Below are 18,000 nucleotides of genomic sequence, written 5' to 3'. Positions count from 1 at the left end.
CACTCTCCCTTTAGATGGTCGCCGTCAGGCTGAAGAAGCTTCGGCCAGAGGATAGAGGCTGCAGAGACGCGACCAGCGGATGGCTCGACTTGCGCGCCATGTCGATCAGCCCCAGGCCCGCGCCGCTGTCGGCCGACTCGTCGCGGGGGCGTCGCAGCTGCTGCTTGTAGGCACGCTTGAGAGCCGCCGCATCCAGGGGGGCCAGGCTCTCCACGGCCTCGACCAGGCGTTGGCCGTCGGCGTCTTCCACCAGGTTGCCGGCCGATACCTGATAGTGCCCTTCGCCGTCTCTCGCCACGGCGATGGTCGCGGTCGCGTCCTCCTCCCCATACTCGCGGCGGGTCGCATAGTGACGGATGTTCTGGGTCATCTCGATATAGACGGCGAAGACATCCATGGCCGCCGATGGCGCCGCCGACTGATGGTTCAGGTAGTTGCGCAGCGCGTGTCCGATCTCCTCGATCAGGCTGCGTGAGATGGGGCCGTTGAAGCACAGCATGATGCGCTGCTGGAGGTAGGTGTTACGCAAGGTCAGAAGGTCCATGGCCTCTCCGCGTATGAGGTTGGTGGTACTGTGATCAGGTATCCGCTGGTGCGGCCGGCGTGAAGCGAAAGCATAGCAGGGTAATGTCGTCGCGCTGCGGATGCTGGCCACGATAGGCGTCGAGCTCCGCTTCGTAGCGGGCGATCTGCTGGTCAAGCGGGGTGGTGGCATGGCGCTTGAGCATCTGCTCGAAGCGGGCATTGCCGAAGCCGAAGCCGTGCTCGCCCCCCGCCTGGTCGAGGAAGCCATCGGAGCAGAGGGAGTAGGTCCAGTGATCATGCAGCGGCAGAACGCGATTCTCGTAGGTCATGGCGCGCCGCTGGCCCAGGGCGCGGCGGCCGCCGGGGTAGATCGCCAGCTCCTCACCATCGCTGGCATAGAGCGACATCTTGGCGCCGGCGAACGTCAGCTGTCCGCCGTCGCGCTCGATCCAGACCAGGCCGATATCCATGTTGGTGGCGATGGAGGCGGGCAGGCTCTCGTGATGCAGCGTCTCGCGACTCTGGCGGTGGGTCTCGTTGAGGATGCCCGCCGGGTCGTCGGCTCCCACCTTGAGGATGGCGTGGTCGATGATCGCTCGAGCCAGCATGGTCATCAGCGACCCCGGCACGCCATGCCCGGCACAGTCGACCACCCCCATCAGATAGCCGCCGTCGGTGGCGTGGAAGATGTAGAAGTCACCGCCGACCTGGTCTCGTGGTCGCCACAGAAGCGCATGGCGGTCGGCCAGATGGCGTGCCAGTTGTCGGTCGGGAAGGATGGCGCGCTGGATGATGCTGGCATACTCCAGAGAGGCGTCGATCTGGCGGCGGGCCGCGGTCATCCGCGCATTGCTGGACTCCAGGGCCTGGGTCCGCTGGCGAACCTTCTCCTCCAGTTCGCGAGTGTGACGCTGTATCTGACCCGCCATATGCGAGAAGGCCCTCGACAGCTCGCCGATTTCGTCACGGCGCTCGGTCGGCAGATGGCTGTCGTAGTCGCCGCTGGCGATGGCCCGGGCCGAATGCTGCAGGCCGCGCAGGGGAGCGAGAACCAGGCGTTCGATACCATAGGCGAATCCCGCCAGCAGGATCAGGAATACCAGCAGCAGGGCACTCGCCAGGGGCAGAAGCCAGCGGCTATCGATAAGCGGGGCGCTCTTCAGGTCCAGGGCCGTCACCACCAGCCACTTGAGCTCGGGGATATAGCCCAGCGTGAGCAGGCGCGGTGCCCCCTCGAGCTCGGCTTCCAGGGTGGCTACCGTGCCGGGATATTGCCGCACATCGGCGATTGACGTCTCCAGCCGGTCGCGTTGGGCATCGTTGCCGAGCAGCGCCTGCAGATGGGGCGCATCATCGTTGAGGTCGGTCAGTGCGCCGGAGCTCAGCGCCAGCTGGCTGCGGTCGGGGTGGGCCTGAATGGCACCCCGGGCATCGATGATAAGCGGCGTCAGACCGGGGGCGCTGCTGCGCATGAAATCGTCGAGGAAGCGGCTCAGGTCGAGGCCGCCGCCGGCCAGGCCCAGCGGTCGGTCGCCGTCCATGATCTTGACGTTGAACCAGACCTTGGCCAGCCCCAGCTTGGCGTCGAGGTTGACGTTGATGTTGTAGCCGTCGCCGCCGGCCATGGTCGCGAAGTACCAGGCGTTGTCGGGATCGTCGGGAACGACCCGGTAGCGAGGAAGACGGCTCTGAGGGGCAAGGCCGTCATTGTAGTAGTAGTTGCCGGTCTCGTGATTGACAATGAAGTAGGCGTCACCACTGAACTGCTGGCGAAACCCTCTGGCCTCGCGGAAGAAGCGGTCACGGCGTGCCGCATGGTCCGGCTCGCCGAGCCATTCGCGGGTCACTACCGAGTCGGCGAAGCGTCGGGAGAGAGCCAGCTCACGGGAAACGGGGGTCAGAATCTTCTGCATGTGCAGAAGGGTGTACTGCTCGGCGTAGCGTGTGGCGAAGTGGTGACGGACATTGTCGAGGGCCAGCCAGCCGATCAGAAGGGCTGGAATCAGGGCCAGCAGACAGGCCAGCAGCAGGCTCAGGGTGGACTGTCCGCGCAGTCCCCAGCGATAGGCCATGGGGTTTCCCTTGCGTCGATTCCGAGGCGGCCTGACATGACCGGCTTATTCGGAATCCTTGTTCTTCATTGTTGAATAAACAATGCCACATTTGTCGTCGTTCGACGACCCTCGACGCGGGGTCGGGAGGGAGCGGGCGATCGCCATGGCAATCGCCTGCGAGTTGGGGAAGAGGCGAGATTACTCGGCGGGGCGCGCCACCAGCGAGCGGGTCTCCTCGCGGGCCTCGATCAGCGCCACGCGAACGTGATCGCCGAGCTTGTAGCGTTCCTCGCTCTCGATCTGGATACGTCCTTCCTTGTCGTCGATGGCGACCTTGGTACGCTCGCTGTGCATCATCGGTGCCGGCACGAAGGCGGTGGCGCCGTTGGCCGTCAGGCGCACGCGCATGCCGCCGCGGTTGATCTGGATGATCTCGGCGTCGAAGGTCTCCTGGGACTCGGCGGCCGGTGTCAGGTAGCGCACGTAGAGCCAGTCCTTGACGTCACGCTCGGCCATCCGGTTGAGGCGGCGCCGCTCGGTGAGCTGCTCGGTGAGCTCGAGGCTCGCCTCGGCCGGTGCCTGCTCCCCCTTGAGCACCCGCTTGATCAGGCGGTGGTTGACCATGTCGCCATACTTGCGGATCGGCGAGGTCCAGGTGGCATAGGCGGGGAGGCCCAGGCCGAAGTGCGGGCCGGGCTTGGCCGACATGCTGGTGAAGCCCTGGAAGCGGCGCAGGCGGGCGTCGAGCCAGGCGTCGTCGCGACCTTCCAGCTCACGCTTGAGCTCCTTGTAGCGGGGCAGCTCGGTAAGGGCCTCGCGCTCCACGGCGATTTCCTGGCTGGCGAGAAACTCCTGGGCGGCCTCGGCCTTGTCATCCTCGAAGGCGCGGTGCACGTTGAAGATACCGTGGCCGATATGCTCCGAGAGCAGGTCGGCACAGCAGGCGTTGGCGGCGATCATCGACTCCTCGATCATTCGATTGGCGATACGCCGTTCCTCGGTGCGGATATCCAGCACATTGCCGGCACTATCCAGGTCGAAGACGAAGTCGGGACGATCTTTGAACACCAGGGCGTGCTCGGCACGCCAGGCACTGCGTGCCTCGGTGAGGTCGCGCAGCGCCTTGAGCTGCTCGCCGATCGCGTCTGCCGGCGCCCAGTCGCCCTGGCCCTCGAGCCAGTCGGATACCCGGTCGTAGGCCAGGCGAGCATGCGACATCGCGGTGGCGGCGAAGAAACGGTAGTCGCCCAGGCTGCCATCGGCGTGCACGGTCAGCGTGCAGGCCAGCACGGGGCGCTCCTTGTTCTCCCACAGCGAGCAGAGGTCGTCGGCCAGCTGCTCGGGCAGCATGGTGACGTTCTGGCCCGGCAGATAGACGGTGAAGGCACGGGTGCGCGCCTCGAGGTCGGCGGCATGCCCCTCCTCGACGTAGGCGGTGGGATCGGCGATGGCCACGCTGAGGTCCCAGCCGCCCTCCGCACGCGGCACGATGCGCAGCGCATCGTCCATGTCGCGGGTCTTCTCGCCGTCGATGGTGAAGAACGGCTCGGCGGTCAGGTCCGCCCGCTCGAGGCCCTCGTCACGCAGCGGCCAGTCGTCACCGGCGTCCGGGCACTCCTGCTCGAGGGCGTGGCGGGCGAGGGTCACGCGCCACGGCACGGCCGGGTCATCGGCCTTGGCCACCAGCTCGTCGATCTGGGTGAAGAAGCCGCGGTCGTCGGCCTTCAGGGGGTGGCGTACCAGGCGTGCCACCACCCAGTCGGCATCGCCGATGGTGCTCTCATCGAGGCTGCGCTTGATGCGGGCCTTGAGGACATTCTTGATGGAGGGGTGGTCCGGCACCACGGCCAGCCGGCCATCGCGCTTCTGGACCCGGGCGATAAAGCGCTCCAGTCCCTGTTCGATGAGGGTGTCGGGCTCGACGCTCTTCTTCTCGCCCTCCTCATGAAGCACCGCTGCCACGCGATCGCCATGCAGCACCTGCTTCATGGCGGGGGGCGGTACGAAGTAGGAGTCGCCCTCATCGGTTTCGAGAAAGCCGAAGCCCTTCTCGGTGGCCTTGATCACGCCCTCGACACGAGGGGTGGTGGAGCGAATCTGTTGCTTGAGCTGGGCAAGCAAGGCGTTGTTCTGCAGCATGATCACGAACGTGTGGCGGGGGTAGGCTGGCCACTATACGGATTCCCGATCGCCGCGCCAAACGTGGCGCGAGGGCGCGCCATGAATCAGTGGCTTGGCGCACTTCACGGGTGCCGGTAACGCGAAACGGCGCCTGCTGGCGCCGTCATCTGGTTTGTCCTGGGGGGTCAGCTTACCGTGATCACCGAGCACTCGGCGGCGTGAGCCACCTTGTGGGAGACGCTGCCGACCACGAAGCCCTTGAGGTCACTGAGGCCGCGGCTGCCCATGACGATGGCGTCGACGCCTCGCTTGTGTGACTCGCTGAGGATGGCGCGGGCCGGGTCGCCCTGGATGATCTGCGTCTCGACGTTGGAGATGCCGGCATCGCGGGCGGCCTGCTCGGCGCGCTCCACGATCTTGCGTCCGGCTGCCTCGAGCTCCTCGTCAGTGGCCTTGAGGTCGACGGCGCCGATGCCCCACACCAGCAGCGTATCGTGGGCGAGCTTTTCGGGGATGTGCAGCAGGATCAGCCTGGTCTCATTCTGCTGTGCCAGCTGGCAGGCCACGGCGAGCGCCTGCTGGGCATGCTTGGAGCCATCGACGGGAACCAGGATGGAGGTGTACACGGTGCGACTCCTTATTGGTCAGGGACTATCTCGAGCCTAGTCGTTTTCCTTGTCGGGGTCATGTGACATGGTGCCCGGTGGGCCTAAGCTTGAGCCGCATCAGGTCCGCCACGCTCCCCCTCCGCCTCGAGGCGACGCAGCTGCTGCCACAGCTCCCGGCGCAGATCCGCCAGGCGCGGTGCCTGCTCCTCGTCGAAGGGCAGCGGGCGAGTCAGGCGCTGGGTGCGCAGCCCAAGGCGCGCACTGGTCAGACCGATGCCGAGCCCCTGGGCGGCCCGTGTGGAGAGGCGCCCGGCCAGGTTCATCGAGAGCATCTCCATGCCGGCCTCACCGGCCATCTCGGTGGCGCCGGCGAAGGCCATCTGGCGCAGCACTTCCCGCAGCAGTCGCAGGCGGGCGGCATAGCCCAGTTCCAGGCCGTAGAGGCGACACAGGCGGTCGACCATCGCCAGGCTACGCCAGGCCACCAGCGACATGTCGACCAGGGTGAGCGGGCTGACCGCCACCATGACCGCGGTTTCGCCGGACATCCGCGACACCAGGCGGCGGGCCGCCCGGTCGCGTGGGGCCAGCAGGTGATGGTCGAGCAGGGTATGCAGTTCGGTCGCGCCGTGATGGGGTTGTCGCGCGGTCAGGAAGGCCTGCCAGTGCGGGTGGTCGGTATCCAGGTTCAGGGCGCGGCGCAGGACATCGGCGGTCGCGTCGGCCTCGCCGCGGGTTGCCGTGGCGAGGCCGCCCAGGCGCATGCGCAGCCGGTCATGACGCCGCAGGCGGCGCAAGCGCCATAGTTCGCGGCCGAGGGCGCTTGCGCCGAGGGCCAGGGCGATCAGCAGCAGCAGGCTCCAGGCGCTGGCCAGCCAGTCCCCGCCGATGCCGGCGGCATACAGGGTGGTGCCGGCCTCGACGGCCCCCAGCCCCAGGGTGCCGCCAAGCAGCACCAGCAATCCCCAGCGGCGCTTGCGGGGACGCCCCAGGCTGGCCTCCAGCACCGGCTCGGCTGGCGCATGACTCGGTGTCAGCGCCTGGCTCGGCAGGTCGTGGGCATAGGCCTCGGGTGGGCGCGGATCCCTTGGTGTGGAGGAAGGGGCCGGCTCCTCGAGGGAGAAACGCCGTCCGGGGCGGGGGTCGTGGGGCGTGCTCACGTCAGCTTGTCTCCGATCAGCCAGTCGAGGGCGGCATCCATGCGGATATGAGGCAGGGCGCCATCTTCCATGGGCAGCGGGCGGAAGGCCGGAAAGTCGAAGCCCTGACGCGTCCAGAAGGCGTCGTCGGGAAGACGCTCCGGCACCTCGCCGGGGTAGATCAGCAACGGTTCGCCATCGAGGCCGGTGCCGCGCAGCGCCGGGGTGTGCCGTCCCTGGCTCTCGACCTCGCGCGACTCGCTGGCGCGAATCGCCGCCAGTGACAGGGCGCGTACGGGGACATCGGCATAGCGCAGGTCCTTGAGGGGCTCGGCCAGCAGGGCCTCGAGCAGTGACACCAGGCGAGGGTGCTGTTCGGGCGTCACATGATCGGCCTTGGTGGCGGCGATGGCCAGGCGATCGATGCGCGGGGCGAACAGTCGCGAGAGCAGGCTGCGCTGGCCGTAATCGAAGCTCTGCATCAGGTTGGCGAGTGCCCGGGAGAGGTCCTGGAAACGCTCGGGACCGGCATTCAGCGCTCCCAGCAGATCGACCAGCACGATCTGACGATCGAAGCGCCGGAAATGGTCGCGATAGAAGGGGCGCACCACATGCTGCTGGTAGTAGCGGAAGCGCCGCGCCAGGGTGGCGTAGTTGCTCGACTCGGGCAGGCTGGCCAGGAGCGCGGGGTCCATGTCGCAAACCCCGGGCAGCGGGAAGAACTGCAGGACCGGCGCACCGGACAGGTCCCCGGGCAGCAGGAAACGACCGGGCTGCAGGTCGGCGAAGCCCGCCTCCCGGGCGCTGCGCAGTCCGGCGGCGAAGTGCTCACTGATCTCGGCCAGCTGTGCCTCGTCGGCCTCGGCGGCGGGGTCGAGCCTTACGACCGCGGCCTGCCAGGCGGCGAAGTGGGCGGCGCGCTGGTTGCCTTCCAGGGTGTGTTGTCGCGCACACCAACCGGGATAGTCCAGGCCCAGCAGCGGCAGGTCGAGGAGCCATTCGCCCGGGTAGTCGAAGAGGTCCAGGGTCAGCTGGCGGGAGTCGCCCCCCAGCAGGCCGGGGCGCGCGGGACGGTAGCGGATGGTCAGGCGCAGTTCGCTGATGCCGCGGGTCGGCTCCGGCCAGCGTGGCGGGGACGCCGAGAGTGCCGCCATGGCCTGGTCGTAGGGAAAGCGTGGCACTCCCAGGTCCTGCTGGCTGACACGCCGGGCCCCCAGCAGGCGGCCCTCCCTGGCGGCGGGCAGCAGGTCCAGGCGCGCCTCCAGGCCGGCATGACGCAGCTGGTTGACCAGGGAGGTGAGAAAGGCGGTCTTGCCGGCGCGGGAGAGGCCGGTGACCGCCAGCCGCAGCTGGCGATCGCGGCCCCGCTCCAGCAGGTCCTGTAGCTCACGGGTGAAGGGCTGGCGCATGCGGGGGCTCCGTCAGCCGGCAACAAGGCCGTAGAGGGTCGGTGAGGCGGCCAGCAGGAACCCCGCGCCGGCGATGATGCGTCCCGGCCACAGATGGCGGCTGTAGTGAGCCAGGCTCAGGCCTCCCAGGCAGATCAGCATGCCGAGGATATTGAACAGATAGGTGATCATCGACCAGAGGGGGTCGGGATTCATGCGATAACGCTCCTCGCTTGTGGTGTCACGTCGGGGATGGTATCAGGAGAGTCGGTCCAGCGGCAGCGCAGCAATCAAGGATGGCTTATGACGACGACCCCCGATGAGGTGCTGACATTCTGGTTCGATGAGCTCAACCCGGCTCAATGGTTCCGCAAGGATTCGCGTCTGGATGCCGAGATTGCCAGACGCTTCGGTGCCTGTCTGGCCGCGGCCTGTCGTGGCGAGCTGTGGCGCTGGCGAGAGACGCCGGCGGGTCGACTTGGCGAGATCATCGTGCTCGACCAGTTCTCCCGCAATATTCATCGTGACACCCCGGCGGCCTTCACCGCCGACCCCATGGCACTGGTACTCGCCCAGGAAGCGGTGGCTTGCGGCGCCGATGCCGGGCTGCCGCCCAAGAGGCGAGCCTTCCTGTATATGCCCTTCATGCATAGCGAGTCGGCGGTGATCCACGAGCAGGCAGCATGGCTGTTCGATCAGCCGGGCCTCGAGAGGCACCTGGGTGTCGAGCATCGCCATCGCGAGATCATTCTGCGCTTTGGGCGTTATCCCCACCGCAATGCCATCCTGGGCCGTGACTCTACCCCTGAGGAGCTGGAGTTTCTGGCACAACCGGGCTCTTCCTTCTAGCGTCTTTATACTGGCGCCACATCACACTCTCCATTTATCACTCACCACTCACTATTCGTCACGACACATACGGGAGGCATCATGGGAATTATCGCCTGGTTGATTATCGGTGGCCTGGCCGGCTGGATCGCCGGTCATATCATGCGGGGAGGGGGCTTCGGTGTTCTCGGGAACATTGGCGTCGGTGTGGTCGGCGCGGTGATCGGCGGCTTTATCTTCAAGCAGATCCTCGGCATGGGTACCGGCGGGTTTCTGGGGTCGCTGTTCAGTGCCGTGGTCGGCGCGCTGATCCTGCTGTGGATCATCAGCAAGGTGAAGAAAGCCTAACTTCTCAGCGTTGATTGTTGTCCAAGGGCCGCCTGCAGGCGGCCCTTTGTCGTAATGAATTCAGAGTCGTGGGGAGGTCAGGGCAAATGGCCCAGAAAGCGGTTTGGATAGTCGCTGATCGCCGCATCGACACCCCATTGCCATTGATGGGTAAAGGCGGTCGGGTCGTTGGGGGTATAGCAGAGCAGGGCGTAGCCATCCGCCTTGACTGCCTCGGCCGTTCGACGACTCAGCCGCCGCCAGTCGGCATGGATGCTGTAGGCCTCGAGCCCGACGCAGCGCTTCTGCCAGCCGCGCCCGACCCCCTCGAAGAGGACACCCAGCGCCAGCCGCGAAGCGGGCGCCAGCCGGCGCGCCTGGCTCAGGGCCTGGTCATTGAAGGAGGAGACGATCAGCCGCTCCGGCGGAAGGGCCTCGAGGGCGGCCGGAAGCGACGCCTCGACCAGCGCTTCGGCATTGCGCCCACGGTTGACCTTGAGCTCCAGGTTGAGCCCCATCCCCAGCTCGTCGATCAGCGTCAGCATCTCGTCCAGGGTGGCGATACGCTCGCCACGGAAGGCATCGGAGAACCAGCCCCCCACGTCGAGGCGCCGAGCGGCGGGCAGGTCCAGGTCGGCGAGCCTGCCGCGGGCATCGGAGCAGCGCCGGACCCCGGCGTCATGCCAGATCACCGGGGTGCCATCGCCCAGCAACTGAACGTCAAGCTCGACCCAGCTGCAGCCGGCGTCGTGGGCGGCGCGTACGGCGGCCAGCGTGTTCTCGGGGGCTTGGGAGGAGAAGCCCCGGTGGGCCATCAGGCGGGGAAGCGAGATATCGGGGTGGGGCATCGGCCATCGTCCTGGTCAGCGAAGCGTCGTCACCGGCGGTGAGAAAGCCGCCCTAGCGTATCGCCATCCACCTGTTCTGGATATGGTCTGGTCTGGATATGCTAGGCTGCGCCACTTTCGATGCCGCCAGATTCAATGCAGCCAGAGCGCCACCGCCGGTGCAGGAGAGTGAGATGAGAGTCGTGAATATCAACAACCCCAGCCAGCGCGAGGCGTGCCTGGCCCGGCTTTGCGCCGAGGCCTATGGCCATGAGGCTGGCCTTCGCCCCCTGGCCACCTTCGCCGGCACCCTGGCGGTGCTGGTCGAGCAGGAGGCGGCCAGGGTGCTGGCGCTGGTGGATGATCAGGCGCGTCCCGTCGCGCTGGCCCTGCTGGTGCTCGATGAGCATGGCAGCAGCATGACCGTGATGCTGCTGGCCGAGCTCGACCAGCAGAGCGTGGCGCGGCCGGCCGAGCGCCTGGTCGCCGAGCTGGCGCTCAAGGCGCCCCTGCGCGTCGATACCCAGGACGACGAGCAGAAGAGACGCTTCAGCGAAGCGGGGATCTCACGCTGGCTGGAAGGCAGGGCCGGTGTGCATATCGGCCTGGGACCCAAGCATCCCGCCACCTCACTGGAGGACCTGCCGCGGGCGCTGACCTTCGACGAGGCCTCGGTGATCCAGTCCTTCAAGCAGGACCGTCAACAGTTCGATGACTACAAGGCGCGCTTTATCCGCGGCCTGGAAGCCTTTCCCGCCACCCTCTGAGTGGCAGGGCTATCGCAGATGGCAGTACCGCTCAAGGCTATTCCGGCGACAGGCCTACGAGGGGGCGCTACGAGTACTTCCTTGTAGGCTACCTCGGCCATCCCTGGTCCTCGGACCCCCTCTCCGGCCTGTCCCCGGCGCCTTCCACCATCAGCCTGGGGTAACTGCGATAGCACTACTCTGAAAGGGGCACGACTTGACCGCAGGAGGCCTTGGCGCTTGACTGGTGGGATCATCCACTAGCCAGCAAAGGAAAACAGCGACATGGCCAAGCGTATCCAGTTGTCCCGTACCGGCGGCTCCGAGGTCCTCGAGCTTGTCGACGTCGCCCCGGCGGACCCCGGTCCCGGCGAGGTAAGGGTCGCCAACCGTGCCGTCGGCCTGAACTTCATCGACATCTACTTCCGTACCGGCCTCTATCCGGCACCCGCGCTACCCACCGGCCTTGGCACCGAGGCGGCCGGGGTGGTTGACGCGGTGGGCGAGGGCGTGACGCACCTTCGGGAGGGCGATCGCGTCGCCTATGCCCAGGGCCCCCTGGGCGCCTATGCCGAGCTGCATACCCTGCCTGCCGACAAGGTGGTGGTGTTGCCCGAGGGTGTCGACTTCGAAACCGCCGCGGCCAGCATGCTGAAGGGATTGACCGTGCAGTACCTGATGCGTCAGACCCACCGCCTCGAGGCCGGTGAGACCATCCTCTGGCATGCCGCCGCCGGCGGCGTGGGCTCCATCGCCTGTCAGTGGGCCAGGGCGCTGGGGGTGAAGCTGATCGGCACGGTGAGCTCGCCGGAGAAGGCGGCACTCGCCGAGCAGAATGGCGCCTGGGCGACCATCGATTACACCCGGGAGAACGTGGTCGAACGGGTGCGCGAACTCACCGATGGCGCCATGTGTGATGTGGTCTACGACTCGGTGGGCAAGGACACCTGGGAGACCTCGCTGGACTGCCTCAAGCCGCGCTCGCTGATGGTCAGCTTCGGCAACGCCTCGGGGGCCGTGGAGGGCGTCAATCTCGGCATCCTCAACCAGAAGGGGTCGCTCTACACCACCCGCCCCAGCCTCAACGGCTACGCCGATACCCGCGAGCGTCTCGAGATGATGGCCGCCGAGCTGTTCGAGATGCTCAAGAGCGGCAAGGTCAAGGTCGATATCGCCCAGCGCTACCCGCTGGCCGAGGCCGGCAAGGCCCAGGACGCCCTTCAGGGTCGCCAGACCACCGGTTCCACCATTCTGATTCCCTGATCCGGCTTCGCCGGACCAGGAGCTGTAAGCTGTAAGCTTTAAGTGGTAAGAAAAACCCTTGCCGCTAGGCTTGGCGTTGCCATCCTGGCTTACGGCTTACGGCTTACGGCTTACGGCTTACGGCTTACGGCTTACGGCTTACGGCTTACGGCTTACGGCTTACGGCCTTAGCCGTTCTCCACATAGGCGCCCATCGCCCGCATTCGTGACTCGAAGCTCGCCACATTGCCCACCAGGTCATCCGGGCCGAAGGCCACGCACTCGGCCAGCAGCGTCTCCACCAGGGTGATGGCGGAGAGTATCGAGGGGAAGAAGTGCGGTGTGGCGTTGGCCACCGGAAAGGTGATCGACGCCCCCGGCACCAGCGGCGAGCGCAGGGTGTCGGTGATGACGATGGCGTCGACGCCAGCCGCCCGGGTGATCTCCAGGGCACGCATGGTCTCGGCGCAGTAGGGCTCGAAGCCGAAGGCCACCACCACATCGCCCTCCCCGAAGGGCGCCAGCTCCGTGAGCAGTCCTCCCTCCTGGCCTCGAATCAGCTGAATGTTGGGCATGGCGATGCGCCCCACATAGGCGAAGTGATAGGCGCAGGCGAAGGCATCGCGAAATCCCACCACGGCGATCCTCTCGGCCCCCAGCAGCAGTCGGGCGGCCTCGCGTACCCGTGCCTGGTTGTCCGCGGTGAACAGCCGGCCGATATTGTCGAAGGCGGCATCCCCCACATCCAGAAAGACCTGGTCGTCGGTCTGGCTGGCCATGTTGCGCAGCTGGTTGGCACGCCCGGAGAGCTCCACAGGCCCGGCCTGCACCGCCGACTGAAAGACCTCACGAAACTGCTCGTAGCTGTCGAACCCCAGCCGCTTGGCCAGGCGCACCAGCGTTGAGGCCGTGACCCTGGCGGCCGAGGCCGACTTGCGGATCGACTGGAAGGCCACCTCCACCGGGTGCTCCAGCACATAACCCGCTGCCAGCTTGAGCTGGGGGCTAAGCTCCGGATAGGCCTCGGCGAGTTGCCGGTTGACCCTGTCCAGAGAGTTCTGGCAGTCATCGGCAGGGTTGTCGTGGCGACGTTCGTGGTCCAGCACGGCGGTCTCCCGGGTGGTCGTGAATGGGGTCGAGAATGAAGTGTTGGCGTGCATTGTATCCGAAGTGCTCGAAGCGTAGTGAAACAAATGTTTCTTAAATATTTTTATTAGGAAACGTATGTGTTGACGTGGGGCATGGGGCTGGCTAGCATGTCAATAAAACAAATGTGCTGTAGTTTTTTTATGAGTGAAACATTTGTTGCCTATGCGGCAACGACCGTTACCGCCATCGACGACTGACGCCTCGGAGGCGCCATAACACCATGAGCCACGCTGCTACCCCCTCGTCTCACTTCTCGACGCTGATCACTCGCCGTCACGGGCAGGTGCAGGAGATTCGTCTCAACCGCCCCCATCGCCTCAATGCCGTGACCCAGACGCTCTACGACGAGCTCAATGACGCCCTGACCGCCGCCGAGCAGGATCCCGAGGTGCGGGTGGTGATGATCACCGGCGAGGGGCGCGCCTTCTGTGTCGGTGCCGACCTCAAGGAGCACAAGGCCGGGCGCACCGCCTTCGATCGTCGTCAGTACCTGCAGGGCGAGCAGGTCGTCTGCAAGCGCCTGATGCAGTTGAAGACCCCGGTGATCGCCGCGGTAAATGGCTACGCCCTGGGGGCCGGTGCCGAGATCGCCCTGGCCGCCGATTTCCTGCTGATGGCCGACAGCGCCCAGATCGGCCTGCCCGAGGTCTCCATCGGCAACTTCCTGGGCGGGGGTGTCACCTGGCTGCTGCCGCGACTGGTCGGCCTGGCCAAGGCCCGCGAGCTGGTCTTCCTGGGGGAGCGTATCGACGGCCCCGAAGCGGTGCGTATCGGCCTGGCCAACCGCCACTATCCCGATGAGGCGTTTGCCGATGCTGCCCTGGAGTTTGCCGCCAGGGTCGCCACCAAGGCGCCGTTCTCCATGCAGCTCGCCAAGGAGCAGCTCACCATGTCCGGCGAGCGCACCCTGGATGCCTGCCTGACCGCCGAACTCGAGGGCATGATGTTCGTCGGTACCACCCGGGACTGGCAGGAGGGTGTCGATGCCTTCGCCGAGAAGCGCACCCCGCGCTTCCGAGGCGAGTAACGCCGCCATGCCTTGTCATCGGCCCGGCTCCCGCCGGTCCTGCGCCACCGTTTCGCCACACTCCCGTGCCAAACTCGACTCAGCGACATCCGTCGCCAAGGTTATCTCGCCATGAATCCCATCGAAGGACATCTTCCGACCCGCAGCCCGCTGCATGACATCTTGGCTCCCTCCGGCATCGCCGTGGTGGGGGCTTCCGCCGACCCCACCAAGCGTGGCTACAAGGCCATGGTGGGGCTGATCAAGGAGGGGTACCGGGGGGAGATCTATCCGGTCAACCCCCGGGCCGAGATGATTCTCGGGGTCAAGGCGTGGCCCTCGGTGACCGCCATTCCCGGCAACCCCGAGCTGGCGTTGATCTGCACTCCGGCACCCAGCGTGCCCGGGCTTGTCGCCGAGTGCGGCCGCCGAGGCATAAAGGGGGCGGTGATCCTGGCCAGCGGTTTCAGTGAGGTGGGCGAAGAGGGAGCCGCGCTCGAACGCGAGATGCTGGAGAAGGCCCGCGCCCATGGCGTGCGCCTGATCGGTCCGAATACGTCCGGCATCTTCAACCTGCACCACCGGGTCAACCTGCTGGCGCTGGACAACGTCAGGCCCGGGGATGTCGGCATCATCTCCCAGTCCGGCAACATGCTGCTCTCCCTGGCACTGGAGGCGCAGCACAATGGCCAGGTGGGCTTCTCCACCTATATCGGTCCCGGCAACCAGAGCGATATCGGCTTCAACGATTACCTGCGCTATCTCGGCGAAGATTCGCATACTCGCGTGGCGACTCTCTATGTGGAGGGGTTCCGCGACGGGCACAAGTTCCTGGAGGTGGCCCGAGAGGTGGCCGCCATGAAACCGGTGGTGCTCTACAAGTCGGGCTCTACCGAGGCCGGCCAGAAGGCGGCCAGTTCGCATACCGGCGCGCTGGCGGGCAGTTATGCCATGACCGTGGATCTGCTCAGGCAATCCGGCGTCAGCGTGGTGCATCAGTCCGACGAGATCCTGCCGGTCGCCGAGGGGCTGGGCCTGCTGCAGAAGGCCCGCGGCAAGCGTGTGGCGGTGGTTGCCGATGGCGGTGGCCAGGCGACCATCGCCTCCGATCGCCTGGTCGAGGCGGGCCTGGTGCTTGCCGAGCTCTCCGAGGCGACCCGGACAAGGCTGCGCGAGGTGCTCCTGCCTCAGGCCTCCACCGTCAACCCGGTGGATGTGGCGGGCTCCACCGATGCCAATCCGTCGCTGCTGGCGACCTGCATGGAGATCGTTGCCGCCGACGACAACGTCGACAGCGTCTTCCTGGTAGGCATGTTCGGTGGCTATAGCCAGCGTTTCGCCGAGTCGCTGCTGGGCGACGAGATGCGCGGAGCCGAGGCCATGGTGGACCTCGCCAATGCCACCGAGAAGCCTCTGGTGATCTACAGCCTCTATACACCGGTCAAGCCGCCGGCGCTGCGTCGCCTGCACGAGGCCGGCCTGCCGGTCTACGCCTCCATCGAACATGCGGTGCGGGTGCTCTCGGCGCTGGGGGAGCGCGGCCAGTACCTGGCTCAGTCTCGAGGCGCGAGCCGTGTGCCCAGCGTGGCGCCGCTGCCCGAGCTCACCACCATCTTTCATCAGGCTCGTGCCGAAGGGCGCGACCTCTTCGAATATGAGGCCAAGCGGCTGCTGCGCGAACATGGCATCGAGGTGCCGCTGGAGCTGGTGGCAAGAGACGAGGCGCAGCTGGTCGAGGCGGCCGAACGGTTCGGCGAGACGCCGCTGGCGATGAAGGTGGTATCGAAGGATATCCTGCACAAGTCCGACGCCGGCGGCGTCAGGCTTGATGTGGTGGGCGAGGGCGCCATGCGCGAGGCGCGCCGGGCGATTCTCGCCTCCTGTCGTGACTACGATGCCGAGGCCGAGATCGAAGGCGTTCTGATCACTCCCATGGCGCAGAAGGGGGTGGAGGTGATCGTCGGGGTGATCCGCGACCCCATCTTCGGGCCAGTGCTGATGTTCGGCCTGGGGGGCGTCTTCGTCGAGATCCTCGAGGATGTGGCCTTCCGCTCGATCCCGCTTTCCCGTCTCGATGCCGAATCCATGGTGGAGCAGATCAAGGCCAGTCGCATTCTCGACGGGGTACGCGGCGAGAAGGCGGTGGACAAGGCCGCTCTGGTCGATCTGCTGCTCAAGGTGTCGCGCATCGTCGAGGCCTATCCCGAGCTCGTCGAGCTGGACCTTAACCCGGTGATCGTCAATGCCGAAGGCTATGCGGTAGTGGATGCCCGGGTTATCGTCGAGCGTGAATCCGATCTCCAATCCCATCGCGACGAGGAAGCCCTGTCATGAGCCAGTCGATGTCTTATCCCCAAATGACCGATGCCCATCTGACCCTCGAGGGGCGGGTGGCGACCCTGACCCTCGATCGTCACGATGTGCGCAACGCCCTGACCGGGACCGCCCTGGTCGATGACATTGTCGCCGTGGCGGAGTGGGTCAACGCCTGCGAGGATGTCTCGGTGCTGGTGTTGACCGGTGCGGGGAGTGCCTTCTCGGCCGGCGGCAACGTCAAGGACATGGCCAATCGAGACGGCGACTTCGCCGGTGACGTGGCCGAAGTCTCGGCGCGCTATCGTCGAGGCATCCAGCGCATTCCGCTGGCGCTCGCCGAGGTGGAGGTGCCGATCATCGCCGCGGTCAATGGCCCCGCCATCGGTGCCGGCTTCGACCTGGCCAACATGGCCGATATCCGGATCGCCTCGCGGCGGGCCAAGTTCGGCGAGACCTTCCTCAACCTGGGCATCATCCCCGGGGATGGCGGCGCCTGGTTCATGCAGCGCCTGATTGGCTACCAGCGCGCCTTCGAGCTGACCCTGTCGGGACGCGTGATCGATGCCGAGGAGGCCAGGGAGTATGGCATCGTGCTCGAGGTCACCGAACCCGAGGCGTTGATGGAGCGTGCCCTCGAGCTGGCCGGTCGCATCGCCGCTCAGCCCCCCAAGGCGACTCGGCTGACCAAGCGGTTGATGAAGATGGCACAGCGCACCGAGCTCAAGGACTTCCTCGACCTCTGCGCGGTGTTCCAGGGCATGTGCCACAACGAGCCCGAGCATCTGGAGGCGGTCAACGCCATGCTGGAAAAAATGGCGAAGTAACCAGGCGAGAGGCGACGGATCGGCCTCGAACGGTAGAAAACACTTGTCGCCAGGGCGCCTGGCTGGCGATGCTGTGGCCATCCGATCACACAGGGAGGTGAACCGATGGCCGACAGCACCCTGATCTTCCTCGTCCTGGGCGCGACCCTGGCAGCCTTTGTCTGGGGGCGCTTTCGCTATGATCTGGTGGCGATGGCCGCGTTGCTGGGCTCGGTGGTGCTGGGCCTGGTTCCCGGCGATCAGGCCTTCCAGGGCTTCGGCCATCCGGCGGTGATAACGGTGGCCGCCGTCCTCGTCCTCAGCCGGGGGTTCGAGCGCTCGGGCGTGGTGGACCTGATTGCCAAGCAGCTCCTCAAGGTGGGCGAGAGCCTCTTCCTGCAGTTGCTGGTGCTGGTGGGCACGGTCGTGGTGCTTTCCGGCGTCATGAACAACGTGGGAGCGCTCGCGCTGCTGCTGCCGGTGGCCATGCGCTTGGCGCGCGAGCACGACATCTCCCCCTCGCTGCTGCTGATGCCCCTGGCGTTCGGGTCACTGCTGGGCGGATTGACCACCCTGATCGGCACCCCACCCAATATCATTATCGCCAGCTACCGTGGCGGCGTGACCGGCGATAGCTTCGGCATGTTCTCCTTCTCGCCGGTAGGCGTGGCGGTAGCCCTGGCGGGGTTGGTCTTCATTCTCCTGGTCGGCTGGCGCCTGGTGCCCCAGCGCGCGGGCAAGGCCTCCACGGAGGCCATGTTCGACACCGCCAACTACCTGGTCGAACTGCGTGTCGGTGAAGACTCCCAGGCCAGGGGGCTGACCCTGCGTGAGCTGCAGCAGAAGCTTAAGGAGGCGGTGCCGGTGCTGGCGGTGGTTCGCGACGAGAAGCGCCGTGCCGGCCATGCCTTCTTCGGGGTG

Annotated in this window: 17 protein-coding genes; 8 read left to right on the top strand and 9 right to left on the bottom strand. The window is 66.3% G+C overall.

All coding sequences use genetic code 11. The annotated features are described in order from the left end of the window. Nucleotides 1-10 precede the first annotated feature (10 nt). The 7 genes from siaB to IOC61_RS00835 all read right to left on the bottom strand — a co-directional run bounded on the left by siaB (nt 11) and on the right by IOC61_RS00835 (nt 8,051). A complete protein-coding gene (siaB, locus tag IOC61_RS00865; RefSeq protein ID WP_195687005.1) occupies nt 11-544 on the bottom strand; it encodes a biofilm regulation protein kinase SiaB in 534 nt (177 codons plus the stop codon). A gap of 34 nt (nt 545-578) precedes the next feature. Further along, nucleotides 579-2,597, bottom strand: coding sequence for a biofilm regulation protein phosphatase SiaA (gene siaA / locus IOC61_RS00860; protein ID WP_195687004.1), 2,019 nt, complete (start codon nt 2,595-2,597; stop codon nt 579-581). Nucleotides 2,598-2,777: 180 nt separating this feature from the next. Beyond that, a complete protein-coding gene (locus IOC61_RS00855) occupies nt 2,778-4,718 on the bottom strand; it encodes an exoribonuclease II (protein WP_195687003.1) in 1,941 nt (646 codons plus the stop codon). Between the two features lie 167 nt (nt 4,719-4,885). Next, nucleotides 4,886-5,326, bottom strand: a complete 441-nt coding sequence (locus tag IOC61_RS00850) for a universal stress protein (RefSeq protein ID WP_195687002.1) — start codon at nt 5,324-5,326, stop codon at nt 4,886-4,888. A gap of 83 nt (nt 5,327-5,409) precedes the next feature. After that, a complete protein-coding gene (locus IOC61_RS00845; RefSeq protein WP_195687001.1) occupies nt 5,410-6,468 on the bottom strand; it encodes a TIGR01620 family protein in 1,059 nt (352 codons plus the stop codon). Continuing rightward, complete coding sequence (locus IOC61_RS00840; RefSeq protein WP_195687000.1) at nt 6,465-7,856, bottom strand: YcjX family protein; 1,392 nt, start codon at nt 7,854-7,856, stop codon at nt 6,465-6,467. The genes IOC61_RS00845 and IOC61_RS00840 overlap by 4 nt, the downstream gene beginning before the upstream one ends. Before the next feature lie 12 nt (nt 7,857-7,868). Further along, nucleotides 7,869-8,051 carry a hypothetical protein gene (locus tag IOC61_RS00835; protein ID WP_161422179.1) on the bottom strand — a complete coding sequence of 61 codons (183 nt, stop codon included), beginning with the start codon at nt 8,049-8,051 and terminating at the stop codon, nt 7,869-7,871. 87 nt (nt 8,052-8,138) lie between these two features. Between IOC61_RS00835 and IOC61_RS00830 the strand changes: the two genes are divergently transcribed. Continuing rightward, nucleotides 8,139-8,684: a DUF924 family protein gene (locus tag IOC61_RS00830; protein ID WP_195686999.1), complete on the top strand. Its 546-nt coding sequence runs from the start codon at nt 8,139-8,141 to the stop codon at nt 8,682-8,684. Between the two features lie 81 nt (nt 8,685-8,765). Continuing rightward, nucleotides 8,766-9,011, top strand: coding sequence for a GlsB/YeaQ/YmgE family stress response membrane protein (locus IOC61_RS00825; protein ID WP_195686998.1), 246 nt, complete (start codon nt 8,766-8,768; stop codon nt 9,009-9,011). Nucleotides 9,012-9,088: 77 nt separating this feature from the next. On the opposite strand, the gene IOC61_RS00820 is transcribed toward IOC61_RS00825, so the two are convergent. Next, the gene (locus IOC61_RS00820; RefSeq protein ID WP_195686997.1) at nt 9,089-9,838 is read right to left on the bottom strand and encodes a glycerophosphodiester phosphodiesterase family protein; all 750 of its coding nucleotides are present in this window, start codon (nt 9,836-9,838) and stop codon (nt 9,089-9,091) included. A 173-nt stretch (nt 9,839-10,011) separates the two neighbouring features. Between IOC61_RS00820 and IOC61_RS00815 the strand changes: the two genes are divergently transcribed. Next, nucleotides 10,012-10,584 carry a hypothetical protein gene (locus IOC61_RS00815; RefSeq protein WP_195686996.1) on the top strand — a complete coding sequence of 191 codons (573 nt, stop codon included), beginning with the start codon at nt 10,012-10,014 and terminating at the stop codon, nt 10,582-10,584. A gap of 264 nt (nt 10,585-10,848) precedes the next feature. After that, nucleotides 10,849-11,826: an NADPH:quinone reductase gene (locus tag IOC61_RS00810; RefSeq protein WP_195686995.1), complete on the top strand. Its 978-nt coding sequence runs from the start codon at nt 10,849-10,851 to the stop codon at nt 11,824-11,826. A gap of 167 nt (nt 11,827-11,993) precedes the next feature. Here IOC61_RS00810 and IOC61_RS00805 read toward each other — a convergent pair whose 3' ends face one another. Next, the gene (locus IOC61_RS00805) at nt 11,994-12,911 is read right to left on the bottom strand and encodes a MurR/RpiR family transcriptional regulator (RefSeq protein WP_311428984.1); all 918 of its coding nucleotides are present in this window, start codon (nt 12,909-12,911) and stop codon (nt 11,994-11,996) included. Between the two features lie 263 nt (nt 12,912-13,174). Between IOC61_RS00805 and IOC61_RS00800 the strand changes: the two genes are divergently transcribed. The 4 genes from IOC61_RS00800 to IOC61_RS00785 form a co-directional block, all read left to right on the top strand. Next, the gene (locus IOC61_RS00800; RefSeq protein ID WP_195686993.1) at nt 13,175-13,981 is read left to right on the top strand and encodes an enoyl-CoA hydratase/isomerase family protein; all 807 of its coding nucleotides are present in this window, start codon (nt 13,175-13,177) and stop codon (nt 13,979-13,981) included. Nucleotides 13,982-14,092: 111 nt separating this feature from the next. After that, nucleotides 14,093-16,294: an acetate--CoA ligase family protein gene (locus IOC61_RS00795; RefSeq protein ID WP_195686992.1), complete on the top strand. Its 2,202-nt coding sequence runs from the start codon at nt 14,093-14,095 to the stop codon at nt 16,292-16,294. A gap of 8 nt (nt 16,295-16,302) precedes the next feature. Next, nucleotides 16,303-17,100 (top strand): enoyl-CoA hydratase-related protein, encoded by a 798-nt coding sequence (locus IOC61_RS00790; protein WP_420706319.1) that lies wholly within the window; start codon nt 16,303-16,305, stop codon nt 17,098-17,100. 105 nt (nt 17,101-17,205) lie between these two features. Further along, on the top strand, nt 17,206-18,000 hold a 795-nt coding region (locus IOC61_RS00785; protein ID WP_195686990.1), incomplete at its 3' end, for an SLC13 family permease.

The sequence above is a fragment of the Halomonas sp. KAO genome (genome assembly GCF_015595025.1).
Lineage (GTDB): Bacteria > Pseudomonadota > Gammaproteobacteria > Pseudomonadales > Halomonadaceae > Halomonas.
The sequence above is the reverse complement of the archived record's forward strand: the minus strand, read 5'-3'. Positions and strand labels throughout refer to the sequence as shown.